12 protein-coding genes and 2 pseudogenes are annotated in these 12,206 nt (G+C 71.6%); 8 read left to right on the top strand and 6 right to left on the bottom strand.

Annotation, left to right across the window (positions count from 1 at the left end; all coding sequences use genetic code 11):
- Positions 1–5: 5 nt before the first annotated feature.
- From AC07AB_RS10740 to AC07AB_RS10730, 3 genes are all read left to right on the top strand, one after another.
- Positions 6–1,598: an alpha/beta hydrolase gene (locus AC07AB_RS10740; RefSeq protein WP_478563333.1), complete on the top strand. Its 1,593-nt coding sequence runs from the start codon at positions 6–8 to the stop codon at positions 1,596–1,598.
- A gap of 160 nt (positions 1,599–1,758) precedes the next feature.
- A complete protein-coding gene (locus tag AC07AB_RS10735; RefSeq protein WP_478563609.1) occupies positions 1,759–2,535 on the top strand; it encodes an RNA polymerase sigma factor in 777 nt (258 codons plus the stop codon).
- Positions 2,532–3,011: a hypothetical protein gene (locus AC07AB_RS10730; RefSeq protein WP_478563330.1), complete on the top strand. Its 480-nt coding sequence runs from the start codon at positions 2,532–2,534 to the stop codon at positions 3,009–3,011. Before AC07AB_RS10735 ends, AC07AB_RS10730 begins: the two co-directional genes overlap by 4 nt.
- Positions 3,012–3,199: 188 nt before the next feature.
- On the opposite strand, the gene AC07AB_RS10725 is transcribed toward AC07AB_RS10730, so the two are convergent.
- Positions 3,200–3,691: an eCIS core domain-containing protein gene (locus AC07AB_RS10725; protein WP_478563327.1), complete on the bottom strand. Its 492-nt coding sequence runs from the start codon at positions 3,689–3,691 to the stop codon at positions 3,200–3,202.
- Positions 3,692–4,529: 838 nt separating this feature from the next.
- On the opposite strand from AC07AB_RS10725, the gene AC07AB_RS10720 reads away from it, so the two are divergent.
- Positions 4,530–4,934, top strand: a complete 405-nt coding sequence (locus tag AC07AB_RS10720) for a hypothetical protein (protein WP_478563324.1) — start codon at positions 4,530–4,532, stop codon at positions 4,932–4,934.
- A gap of 79 nt (positions 4,935–5,013) precedes the next feature.
- A pseudogene (locus AC07AB_RS10715) lies at positions 5,014–5,262 on the top strand (IS5/IS1182 family transposase); the annotation flags it as partial.
- 38 nt (positions 5,263–5,300) lie between these two features.
- On the opposite strand, the pseudogene AC07AB_RS10710 reads toward AC07AB_RS10715, so the two are convergent.
- A pseudogene (locus AC07AB_RS10710) lies at positions 5,301–5,441 on the bottom strand (IS5/IS1182 family transposase); the annotation flags it as partial.
- A 209-nt stretch (positions 5,442–5,650) separates the two neighbouring features.
- Here AC07AB_RS10710 and AC07AB_RS10705 point away from each other — a divergent pair.
- Positions 5,651–6,631: a hypothetical protein gene (locus AC07AB_RS10705; protein ID WP_478563321.1), complete on the top strand. Its 981-nt coding sequence runs from the start codon at positions 5,651–5,653 to the stop codon at positions 6,629–6,631.
- A 322-nt stretch (positions 6,632–6,953) separates the two neighbouring features.
- Here the strand turns inward: AC07AB_RS10705 and AC07AB_RS10700 are convergent, their stop codons facing one another.
- A complete protein-coding gene (locus AC07AB_RS10700) occupies positions 6,954–7,223 on the bottom strand; it encodes a hypothetical protein (RefSeq protein ID WP_478563318.1) in 270 nt (89 codons plus the stop codon).
- 525 nt (positions 7,224–7,748) lie between these two features.
- On the opposite strand from AC07AB_RS10700, the gene AC07AB_RS10695 reads away from it, so the two are divergent.
- On the top strand, positions 7,749–8,747 hold the full coding sequence (locus tag AC07AB_RS10695; RefSeq protein ID WP_478563315.1) for an aldo/keto reductase: 999 nt from the start codon (positions 7,749–7,751) through the stop codon (positions 8,745–8,747).
- Between the two features lie 202 nt (positions 8,748–8,949).
- Here the strand turns inward: AC07AB_RS10695 and thpR are convergent, their stop codons facing one another.
- The gene (gene thpR, locus AC07AB_RS10690; RefSeq protein ID WP_478563312.1) at positions 8,950–9,513 is read right to left on the bottom strand and encodes an RNA 2',3'-cyclic phosphodiesterase; all 564 of its coding nucleotides are present in this window, start codon (positions 9,511–9,513) and stop codon (positions 8,950–8,952) included.
- 19 nt (positions 9,514–9,532) lie between these two features.
- Here thpR and AC07AB_RS10685 point away from each other — a divergent pair, with 19 nt between their 5' ends.
- Positions 9,533–10,033: a GNAT family N-acetyltransferase gene (locus tag AC07AB_RS10685; RefSeq protein ID WP_478563309.1), complete on the top strand. Its 501-nt coding sequence runs from the start codon at positions 9,533–9,535 to the stop codon at positions 10,031–10,033.
- Between the two features lie 229 nt (positions 10,034–10,262).
- Here AC07AB_RS10685 and AC07AB_RS10680 read toward each other — a convergent pair whose 3' ends face one another.
- Positions 10,263–11,630, bottom strand: a complete 1,368-nt coding sequence (locus AC07AB_RS10680; RefSeq protein WP_478563306.1) for an MFS transporter — start codon at positions 11,628–11,630, stop codon at positions 10,263–10,265.
- 31 nt (positions 11,631–11,661) lie between these two features.
- Entirely contained in the window at positions 11,662–12,132 is a 471-nt protein-coding gene (locus tag AC07AB_RS10675; RefSeq protein ID WP_478563303.1) for a MarR family winged helix-turn-helix transcriptional regulator, read from the bottom strand.
- Between the last annotated feature and the right edge of the window lie 74 nt (positions 12,133–12,206).

The raw sequence follows: 12,206 nt of genomic DNA, 5'->3' as shown, positions 1-12,206 counted from the left end.
AGACCATGTTCAGGTTGAGGAAGTTGAAGAAGCGGCGGCGGGCCCTGCCCGCCGCCTCGGTCGTGGCCATGGCGGCCATCGCGGCCGTCCTGCCGGCGCCGGCGGCCCAGGCCCAGCCGCGCGGCGCCGCCCCGGACCCCGTACCGGCCCGCTACGCGGACCAGCGGCTGAGCTGGCACGCCTGCGACGGGCAGCCGGCGCTGGAGTGCGCGACCATGACGGCCCCGCGCGACTGGCACCACCCCGGCACCGGAGCGGACATCAGCGTGGAGGTGTCCCGGCACAGCGCGAGCGGCCCGGCGGCGGACCACCGCGGAGTGCTGATGATGGCCGCCGGCGGCCCCGGCGGCACGGGGCTGGAGAGACCGGCCAACATCGCGAAGTACTCGCCGAAGGTGGCCGCCGCGTACGACGTGGTCAGCTTCGACCAGCGCGGCGTGGGGCGGAGCACCCGCGCGCACTGCCAGACCCCGGCCGAGTTCGAGGAGTTCTACGCGCACGACTTCCGCGACCGCTCGCCCGCCGCCGTCCAGGGCGTCCTGGACCGGTCGCGCGCGCTGGCGGAGAGCTGCCGGCAGCGTTCGGGCGGGCTGACGCCGTATCTGACGACCGAGCAGACGGCACGGGACATGGACCTGTTCCGTTCGCTGCTCGGGGTGGAGAAGATCTCGTACTACGGGGCGTCGTACGCCACGATGGTCGGCGCGTACTACTCGACGGAGTTCCCGGGGCGCGTGGCGCGCGCCGTGCTGGACAGCAACATCGATTTCACCGGCAGGATGGACCAGTGGGAGGCGGGGCAGCCGCGCAGCTTCCAGCGCCGGTTCGACCGCGATTTCCTGCCCTGGCTCGCCAAGTACGACTCGGTCTACCACTACGGGCGTACGGCCGCCGAGGCGAAGGAGAAGTGGGAGGCGCGCCGCCGGGCGCTGCACGACCGGCCGCTCGCCGTCGGGGCGTCGCTCATCGGCCCCAACCAGCTGGACAGCGGCACGATGCAGGCGATGTACAACGCCGCCGGGGGCTTCGACCCGCTGGCGCGGGCCCTGGCCGCGCTGGACCACTGGGGCTCCGCGACTCCGGACGAGCGCGAGCTCACGAGGAAGGTCTTCGGCTCGTACCAGAGCCCGGAGTTCGCCGCCGAGTTCTTCTCCGTGACCTGCAACGACACTCCGTGGGACCACGATGTGGCCCGCTGGGTCGAGCGCGGTGCCGCGGCGGCGAAGACGTATCCGCTGGTCGGCCCCCGCGAACTGGCCTACGCCGCCACCTGCGCGTACTGGCCCGCCACCACGGCCCCGCGGGTGAACGTCACCGGCGAGGGGCTGCCCCCGACCCTCATGCTCAACTCGCTGCGCGACCCCGCCACCCACTACGAGGGCGCGCTCGCCGCGCACCGGGGACTGCGCGGCTCGCGTCTGGTGACGGTGGAGGGCGGCGACCACGGCCAGTACACGAACCACAACCCGTGCGTGGACTCCCTCGTCGAGAAGTACCTGTTCGACGGCGATCTCCCGGCCCACGACACGACGTGTTCGGCGCCGCCGCCGCCCGTCCCATCGGAAATCTCTCACCGGTCGGCCGCAACCCGGGACTGAGCCACACGTCTGGTGGGGGTGAAGGCGCTTTCGACCGAGGTGAACGAGGTCTATGCACCCCATATGCGTTCCGCCGGTGCCGCTGCTCCTGCCGGGGGCGGCGGCACCGGCACGTCATGTCCCACGCGACCGTGGGCCGCTGCGCTGGGCCCGGCGGCTGCTGCGCCGCGCGCGTACGGCCGGGGGGCGTGACGAACCGTGGCCCGAGCCGTGGCCCGCGTCCCCGCTCCGCCCGTGGCCGGTCCCGTGGTCGGCCGCCGCGCGATCGGCCCCGTGGTCGGCTGCCGCGCGGTCGGTCAAGCAGTCGGGCCAGTCGGTCGAGCAGTCGGGCCCGAAGTCCTCGGCGCGGAAGCCCACCCCGCGGTCTGCCGCCGAGACGCCCCTCTACGGCCGCCGGCTGCGGGCGGTGCGCCGGCCGCCCGGGGAGGAGGGCCCACGGGATTCGCACCGGCCCACCCTGGCCGACCTCTACCACGCGCGGCGGCTGGAGATGGTGCGCCTGGCGGTGTTCCTGGTCGATGACCGGCACACCGCGGAGGACGTCGTGCAGGACGCGTTCACCGCGGTGTGCCGCAGGCACGGCGCGTCGCTGGACGACCTCCAGGACGCGGCGGCGTATCTGCACACGGCGGTGGTCAACGCCGCCCGCTCGGTGCTCCGCCGCCGTCGCACGGCGCGCGCGTACACGCCGCCGCACGAGGGGTACGGACCGCCCGTGGACGAGCGGCTGCTGCTCGCCGAGGAGCACGGGGAAGTGCTCGACGCACTGGCCAAGCTGACGGAACGTCAGCGGGAGGTGCTGGTGCTGCGCTACTGGTCGGAGCTGACCGAGGCGCAGATCGCGGAGGCCCTCGGGCTGTCCCGCGGCACCGTGAAGTCCACCGCGAGCCGCGCGCTGGACGCCCTGGAGAAGAGACTGCTGGAGGCGGACCGTTGAGCCCACGCCACCCCGGCGCGGCGGCCGACCGCCACGCCGAGACCGAAGCGCGGCTGCGCGCGGCCCTCGAAGCCCGCGCCGAACTGATCACCCCTCACGACCTCGCGCCCGCGCCCCCGCCGGCCGGCCGGGCCTGGGGCACGCGCCGGGTGCGCCGGACCGTACTCGCCGCCGTCGGCGCGGTCGCGGCCTCCGTGTCCCTGTACCTGCTGCTGCCCGGCAGCCCGCTCCGGCCACCCCAGGTGCCGCCCGCGTACGGCCCGGCCGCCTCCCCCACGCCCTCGCCGCCGCCGAGCGACGGCCGCCGGCCGAGCGTCGGCACGCCGAGGCCGACGATGCCCCGCGGCTACCCGAGTTCGGACGCGGACCCGACCGCGGACCCGACCCCGGACCCCGGCTCCGACCGCCTCCGCCGCGGCCTCGACGCCCGCAGCAGCGCGCACCCGGGCCCGGATGCGGATCAGCGGCGCGGGTGACCCCGCTACGTCCGTAAGAGGTGTCCATCCTCTGGGGGCAAAGGGGGGCAGGGGGGCAAGGCAGCAAGGGGGCAAGGCCCCTGCCCCGCCCCCAGAGAGACGGCGCCTGAATCCGGCCTCTGACGCCGGCCCCGACTCCGGCCCCTGGCTCCCGCCCTGAAATGGCTCCGGCTCTGAAACTCCGGCCCTTAGCTGAGGAGCCGTGTGACGGCCCTGTTGCCGGCCACACCCTGCAAGGACCGCATCCGGCTCATCGCGGCCTCGTCGACCGAACGCTGTACGGACTCTTCCGGCGCCGCTTCAACGGAATGGGCGCCGGCGGACGGGGCCCTTTCGATGCCCGCGGCGAACGCGGCTCCGTCGACCTCCGCCGTCCGCTCCGAGCCCTGCCGGGGGTCGGTCACGCTCACACCGGCGCCGTTGTCGTTCCCTGTCTCCCGGACGCCGCGCAAGTTCTTGTCGACGTGTCCGAGTTCATGACCCATGACTTCCTTGTTGCCGGCCGCCCCTCGCCCCAGGAAGACATGGGACCCCACGGTCATGGCCTGCGCGCCCAGCGCCTCGGTCGCGCGCTGCGCGATCTGGTTGTCGTGGATACGGGCAGGGGAGAAGTCGTTCTGATAAAAGGAATCCGCCTCGGAGCGCAGGGTCCCGCCCAAGGGGCGACTCGGCGAGGACATGGCCGAATTCAGAAGCTCGCTCTGCGCGGCGGCGGTATCGCCGCTCTCGCCCCCGCCGTGACCGCAGCCGGCGCCGTGGACGTGCTGTTCCTGGTCGGAAGCGCGGGCGACGGTCCTGGAATTCGCCAGTCGCTGGATCGACGTGATTTCAGCCGCAGTCAGCGGATTGAGAACGGGCGCGTCCTGGTTTCGGCTCCGCCGACCCGCGCTCCGAGTTCCCGCGCCGGCCTGTTCCGACTGCGACCGCATATGGTTCGCCTCCATGAGTGTGGGTGAGGTTACACCTCGTTCCATTCATACACGCGCGGTGCGACGGCGCCAGAACCTGCCGGGCAGCGGCTCGGGCAGAGAATGCTGCCCCATAGGTCGCCGGCCGTGTCCGAAGCGTCGGCCGACCCCTTTCGCCGCCGCGTCGACATGGGCGTCGGCCACGTCGGCGTACCGGCGGATGGGCGGTGGTGCGATGTACTTGACGATGCCGTAGCCGGCCTCAAGCACAGGAGCGCGTCGGCCTCGCGTCGCGAAATGGCCGCTCTCCACGGGGCGTTCAGCCGAGGCGAACCGCGTTCATAGGCCCTTTAATACGGTCGCGATCCATCAGGCACGGGCAGGCGACCGACGCGTAGCCTCGCTCGTTGGCCAACAGGCGACCAGTTGCGCGCGGAGACAAAGTCAGGGTCTCCGTCGAGGCGTGGAGGGTGGGTAAAGGTTCGGCGAAACGTGGGCGTGGTCGCGCCGGTCGCATTTATTATGGTTCCAGGCTGCGGCCTGCCTGTCGGCAGACACGGTGAAATTCATAAGTGGCGCACCTGGCCACTGCCTTGGAAGGATTTATGGCTTGAGCTCGGAATACACCCACCCCCTCGCTCGGCTCGGCGCACTGACATTTGAGGCCTACGACGAAACGCTTATCCGGGAGGTGCATGCTCTCGTCGATCCGGACGCCACATTTAGGCTCAACGGTAAGGAATCATCCGTTACCGAATACCTCCAGCACGTGATGGAGTTGCGTTCGGGCATGAATGACGGCTTGCTCACAGTGGTTGACACTGTGTGGGACAGCGGTCAGTCGCCCAGCACTGCCGCGGCCCGGGTCCTGGTGCGGATGGACCTGAAAGACGGCACTGTCGCACGAGGCGAGTCACATCTCATCGGTCGCCTCGGCGGCGACGGTCGCCTCACGAAGATGACCGAGATCGGTCGACTGATCAGCGATGAGGACGATCCGGCTGAAAGTCACTGAACCGTTTCCATCCTGTCCTGCGGGGGTGATGATGCAGGTCAGGGGGGTGAGGTGACGAGACGAGATCCTGGTCGTCGCGGTGGTGTTCGTCACGCACCACGCTTCGTCCGAGGAGCCTCGCTTGGTCCCGTATCGAGCCACGCTCGACGCCCCTCATGGGCTGGTCGAGCATGTCTCTTGGCTGATCTATGCCCGACGGTGTGAACGCGGCACGCGATGGCGCAAGCTGGGCTCCTTCCACCAGGCCCTTCTCGCACCGGTGCATGTGTGCAGGAACGAGACGCTGCACCAGCCCGCGGCGGGATTCGGTGCCTCCGCCGCGACCGCCTGACGGTATGAGGACGAGACTCTCGAACGAGGAGCTCGAACGAAGAGGACGCCCCGCGTTCTGCGGTCGTCGATGCGCTCGCGGCCCGGATACCGGTACCCGCGTGGGCGCCGGGGCAGCAACGGCTCGATGAGCGCCCACAGCTCGTCACCGGCCTCCCACGGCTTCGGCCGGGTCATCCTGACCCCCGAGGAACGCGCTCGCCTTCCCACCCACCATGCCACACCAAGATCATTCTGCAAGGACTCCTTAGAGTGCCACAGGGGCACCGAGCGAGCTGAACGTCCGAAGGAGCAGCAGATTGCGTACGAGAGAGAAGCCGGAGACCCCTGCGCCGAGGCAGCCACCGGCGCGTTCACGGGAGGCGGATGCCGGACCGGCAGCGCACATGGACACGGTCGCCGCGCACAGTGCCGCGAGCCGGCCGGGGCGCGGCCGTGCGTCCGGGGCGGTGGTCGAGGCGACCCGCGGAGTGCAGGGGACCATGGGCAACGCCGCGATGGTCCAGATGCTGCGTGACGGCGGGGCGAACCGTACCGGGGCCGCTGGGCCGTCGGCGCGCAACCGGCCGGACGCCGACCGCCGCGGAAGCGGTCCGGAGTCGGCTCACGCCGCCGCCACCCGGCCGGTGCAGCGGATGCCGCAGAGCGGGCGCACCGCCGTGCTCGGGCAGGGCGGCCCGCTGGACGGCCTGGACCACGCGGGCAATTACTACAAATTCGACTTCAAACATGTGCGCGCGAAGGCGTTGCGGGACCATGCGAACGCCCTGGTCGGAATTTCCTTCCCGACCATGCCGGGGGACATCGAACAGGTCACGGCATGGGCGAAGCAGCCCCACCGGACCTCGGACGTGGAGGTCTACAACGTGAACCTCCAAGGCGATATCCGTGCACCCACGTTCCATTTCGGGGCCCCGGTGCCCGCACCGTGGAGCGACCGCCCCCTGTACGTCCACGCCCACGCGTCCAACGAGTTCTTCAGCGTGCCGGTGGAAGTGGCCCCGGGGACCGTCAAGGCGGTAAAGGTCGACGGGGCCACGTTCAGCCGCATTCTGCGCAATCACCCGGGATACCGGGAGGCCGCCCGCAACACCCCGGGCCAGGACGGGCTGCTCATGTCCTGCACCTCCGGCCATCCGATGGCGACCGCGGCCGCGGACATGGCCAATGAGATGCACAGCAACGGCTCGAACCGGACGTGGTACGCACCGTCCGGAATGGGTGTCCGGATGAAGTCTCTGGAGGGCAGGCCGGACGCGTCCGGCTACGGCTCGGCGCAGTCCTGGGACGCACAGGGCAACGAGATCCCCGGCGGATTCGTCGCTCACCGTCCCCCTGCGAGGCAGGGGGACAGCCGGAACCGGTGAGCCCTTTCAGCATTGCCGCTGAACGGGCGACGGGGCCGCTGGGGGCGAGGGGCTTCGGGGAGTGCGGAGGCCCGCAGCGCACGAAACTCCCGTGCCGTGAAGGAGGAGTTCCACTCCTCACCTCACGAGCACGGGAGAATCGTCGATCATCCGCCCTGCCGCACCCGGCCCGCCGCACGCCCTGGCCGCCGAGTGCGACCGGACCGGCGACAGCCGCGCGAGGGCCCTGCGCGGGCCGCGTTCACGTCCCCGGCGTCCCCGAACTACCCCTACGGGCAAGCGGGTTCAGGGAACCGTTCGCGGCGGCCCATGCCGGGCATGCTCAGCGCATCCACTCCGAGTAGAAGTTGGGCAGGCCGGGCTGGGGGTCGCTGACGCAGGTGGCTTCGTGGTACTGCGGGCTCAGCTTCAGGTCTTCCTGGATCTGGTCGTTGCATGCCTGCCAGGAGTCGTACGACTCGCCGCCGACGGGCTGCCAGCCGTCACCGGCCGGGGGGCCGGCGGCGAAGGCGGACGAGGCGGTCAGCGGAACGGTGACCACCGCGGCGCCCACGGCGAGACCGAGAGCGATACGGGTGCGCCATGACTTCATGAATTCCTCCATCGGGCGTCTTCGGGGCTTCCCCCGCGCGGCTCTCCTGGAGAGGCGCCACGGTCGAAAGCCGCCTGTTCTGTGCGTCGTTCACCGGGTTGGATGCGCACACCGGGCCGGAAGTTCACTAAGTGGCGGTGTTTCGGTCCGCTTCCGCTCCAAAGTGCCCGAGGAAGACCTCCGCGATGCACGGCAGGGCAGCCGGGACTGCCCTGTCATGCCTTGATCAGCCGGGACCGGTCACGCCGGACCCGAAGCTCGGCCACGACGGGGGAAGCCCGCGGCCGACCGCCCTCTCGGCCATCGAGACGCGCGGCCCCGAGCACGTAACCGTCACGGGCGTCCACGGGCGTCCACGGGTATCCACGGGTATCCACGGGCGGCCCGTACACGTCCCTCACCGAGGTCCGCGCTTCGAGCGGCGCCGCCGTCCCCCGCTGACTGACGGAACCGGCGGGCCGCCGCGCGCCCGCGACGGCCCGGCTGTCTTGATTCGAGTGCGCTCCAAGGCGTTGGCTATGGCCCATGGAGTACACGCAGCTCGGACGCACCGGACTCAAGGTCAGCCGCCTCGTCCTCGGGACGATGAACTTCGGCCCCCAGACGGACGAAGCGGACAGTCACACCATCATGGACGCCGCTCTCGGCGCGGGTGTCAACTTCTTCGACACGGCCAACGCCTATGGCTGGGGCGCCAACAAGGGCCGTACGGAGGAGATCGTCGGCAGCTGGTTCGCGAAGGGCGGCGACCGGCGGGACAAGACCGTCCTCGCCACCAAGGTCTACGCGAACATGTCGCTCGACGACGGCCCCGCCTACCCCAACCACGACAAGCTCTCCGCCGTCAACATCCGCCGCTCGGTCGAGGCCAGCCTCAAGCGGCTCGGCACGGACTACATCGACCTGTACCAGTTCCACCACGTGGACCGGGATACCCCGTGGGACGAGATCTGGCAGGCCGTCGACGTCCTCGTGCAGCAGGGCAAGATCCTCTACGCGGGCTCCAGCAACCACGCGGGCTGGCACATCGCGCAGGCCAACGAGGCGGCCCGCCGCCGGGGCTCGTACGGGCTGGTCAGCGAGCAGTGCCTGTACAACCTCGCCGAGCGCCGCGCCGAGATGGAGGTCATCCCGGCCTCGCAGACGTACGGGCTCGGCGTCATCCCCTGGTCCCCGCTGCACGGCGGGCTGCTCGGCGGCGCGCTCCGCAAGGAGCGCGAGGGCGGCTCCGGCCGTACGTCCTCCGGGCGGGCGTCCGAAGCCCTCCAGGACAAGGCCGTGCGCGATCAGATCCAGGCGTACGAGGACCTGCTGGCCAAGCACGGCCTGGAGCCCGGCGAGGCGGCGCTGGCCTGGCTGCTGACCCGGCCCGGCGTGACCGGCCCGATCGTCGGCCCGCGCACCACCGACCAGCTCGCGTCCGCGCTGCGCGCCGTCGAACTGAAGCTGTCGCCGGAGCTGCTGTCCGCGCTCGACGAGATCTTCCCGGGCCCCGGCCCGTCGCCGGAGGCGTTCGCCTGGTGACCCGGCGGGGCGGGCCGGCCGCGCCGGTCCGCCCCGTACCGCCTGGTCAGCGCGTCACTTGACCGCCGCCATCACGACAACGACGACGAGCAGCACGGCGAGTACGCCGGTCATGATCCGGTTCCGGGTCTTGGGGTCCACACCCCGAGGTTAACCGGAGCCCCGGGCGGCCGGACGCGGAGGGCCCGCCGGCCCCGCCCCGTCAGCGGCCCAGCCGCCACACCGCCAGCGCCTCGTAGCGGGGGCGCTCGCCCTTGATGCCGGAGGCGGGGAGGTGGCTGCGGACGAGGGTGAGTTCGCGCGCCGTCCACGGCGCGCCCTCGAAGCGGGCCAGCTCGCTGACGTACGGGCGCAGGTCGGCGTCCGCGCGGTTGCGGGCAAGGGTGAGGTGCGCGCGGAAGGCGCGGGCGTCGGCCGGGAGGGCGGCGGCGCGGCGGCAGCCCGCCGCCACGGACTCGGCCAGCCGCCCGAGCGCGGCCGTCTCGCCCGCGGCCCCGGTCCACAGTGCCCGCTCCCCGAACCGGCCGCCGCGCGAGAGCCGCAGCTCCGGCGGCCGGTGCCGCGCCGCCGCCCGCCCCAGCCGCTCCCGCAGCTCCGGCAGGACCACCTCGGCGGTCTCGCCGAGGAAGGCGAGCGTGAAGTGCCAGCCCGCGGCCTCGGTCCAGTGCAGTCGGTCGGCCCCCGGCAGGGCCTTCAGCTTGCGGACCTCGGCGGCGAGTTCCGCGACGATCCCGGCCGGAGGGAGTACGGCGACAAACAGCCTCATGCCTCTTAGTCTGGCGCAGATGAAGATCAGAAAGGGCGGGGCGGACGACATCCCCGCGATACTCGCGATGCTGGACAGCGCCGTGGAATGGCTGGTCGCCGAGGGGCGTACGGGCCAGTGGGGCACCGAGCCGTGGTCCTCCCGGCCGACGGCCGCGGAGAAAATCGGGGATACCGTGCGGTCCGGCACCCCCTGGATCGCCGAGATCGACGGCGAAGCGGCCGGTTCGATGACGCTCGCCCCGCACCCGGCCCCGTATGTCGCCCCGGCCGGCGAACCCGAGGTCTACGTCCGTCTCCTCGTCATCGACAGCCGCTTCCGGGGCCACGGCGTGGGCAGCGCGCTGCTCGCGCACGCGGTGGAGGAGACCCGCAGGCAGTCGGTCGGCCTGCTGCGCGTCGACTGCTACGCGGGCGGCGGGGGCCGCCTCGTCGACTACTACCGCCGCAACGGCTTCACCCCGGCGGAGGACTTCACCGCCGACGGCTGGCCGGGTCAGGTGCTCACGCGGCGCGTATGACGCGGCCGGGCGCGCAGTGCGTATGACGCGGCGGAGGCACGGCCCGTATGACGCGGTGGGCGTGCGGCCCGTACGACGCGGTGGGCGCACGGCCCGCATGACGCGGCGGACGCACGGCCCGTACGACGCGGCGGACGCACGGCCCGTAGCGCCGCCCCGCCCAGCCCGCGACGCCGATGGCCGGAGCCCCTCCGTGAGGGACTCCGGCCATCGGCAGGTGGAACGGGCGTCAGGCGATCGCCGCCAGCTCCTCCTGCCGTGCCGTCCGCTCGCGCGGTACGAACGCCACGTGCCGGTGTCCGCGCCGCAGGTCTATCCGCAGCCGGAGGCCGCCCACCCGGGCCAGCGCGAGGCCGACGCCGACCGCGGCCAGCAGGGAGATCAGGCCGCCGAAGAGGAAGCCGAGCCGGGCGCCGTACTGGTCCGTGATCCAGCCGACCAGCGGTGCGCCCAGCGGCGTGCCGCCCATGAAGACCATCATGAACAGGCTCATGACGCGCCCCCGCATCGCGGGGTCCGTCGCCAGCTGCACGCTCGAATTCGCGGTCACGTTGACCGTGAGGCCGACCGCTCCGATCAGCACCAGCAGCGCGGCGAAGACCCCGAAGGAGGGCGACAGCGCCGCCGCCATCTCCAGCACGCCGAAGAGCACCGCCGCGCCGACCAGCAGCCGCAGCCGCGAGGTGCCGCGCCGGGCCGCCAGCAGCGCGCCGGCCAGGGAGCCGGCCGCCATGAGGATGTTGAACAGGGCGTACGTGCCGGCGTCGGAGTGGTAGACGTCATTGGCGAACGCGCTGAGCCAGACCGGGAAGTTGAAGCCGAAGGTCCCCACGAAGCCGACGAGCACGATCGGCCAGATCAGCTCCGGCCGCCCGGCCACGTACCGCAGTCCCTCCTTCAACTGGCCCTTGCCGCGCGGCACCGGCTCCGCCTTGTGCAGCTCGCTCGTGCGCATCATCATCAGCCCGGCCAGCGGCGCCACGAACGAGACCCCGTTGAGCAGGAACGCCCAGCCGCTGCCGACGGCGGTGATCAGCGCGCCCGCGACGGCGGGGCCGATCAGCCGGGCGGACTGGAAGTTGGCGGAGTTGAGGCTGACCGCGTTGCGCAGGTCGTCCTGGCCGACCATCTCGACGACGAACGCCTGGCGGGCGGGGTTGTCGACGACGGTGACGAGCCCGAGGACGAACGCGGTCACGTAGACGTGCCAGACCTGGACCTGGCCGGTCAGGGTCAGGGCCGCCAGCGCGAGGCCGGTGAGGCCCATCGCGGCCTGGGTGATGAACAGGAGCTTGCGCTTGGGGTAGCGGTCGGCGAGGACGCCGCCGTACAGCCCGAAAAGCAGCATGGGCAGGAATTGCAGCGCCGTGGTGATGCCGACGGCCGTGGAGGAGCCGGTCAGGCTGAGGACGAGCCAGTCCTGGGCGACGCGCTGCATCCAGGTGCCCGTGTTGGAGACCACCTGTCCGGTGGCGAAGAGGCGGTAGTTGCGCACCCTCAGGGAGCTGAAGGTCCCGCCTCGCGGCTTGGGGTCGGCGGGTATGTCGTCGTCGGCGTTCGGTGCGGGTGCGGAGTCTGCTCCGGGTCCCGTACTCAAAATGGGGTCGCCTCCTAGGGGCAGAGTGGTCTTACAGGTGCGCGAGCTTCTCCAGTACGGGCGCGGCGGCGCGCAGCGTCGCCCACTCGTCCTCGTCCAGCTCCCCGACCAGCTCGGCGAGCCAGGCGTTGCGCTTGCGCCGGCTCTCCTTGAGCATGGCCTCGGCCTGCTCGGTCTGGGTGACCACCTTCTGGCGGCGGTCCTCCGGGTGCGGTTCGAGTCTGACCAGCCCCTTGGCCTCCAGCAGCGCCACGATGCGCGTCATCGACGGCGGCTGTACGTGCTCCTTGCGGGCCAGTTCGCCGGGGGTGGCGGAGCCACATCGGGCGAGCGTGCCGAGCACGGACATCTCGGTGGGGCTCAGCGATTCGTCGACTCGCTGGTGCTTGAGTCGGCGGGACAGGCGCATGACGGCGGAGCGCAGTGCGCTCACGGCTTCGGCGTCGTCCGGGGGGTCTGAGATCTCCTCCGCCGGGGGCGGAGGGCTGGACAGTTCCGGCATGGTCTTTAGCCTAACTCATTACTCCGTCTAAAGAAAACCAGGAAAGGTCAAAGCCCTCGCATGTCACGGCCGCT

This window comes from Streptomyces sp. NPDC044033 (assembly GCF_056434425.1).
This window is presented reverse-complemented; position numbering and strand designations above follow the sequence as displayed.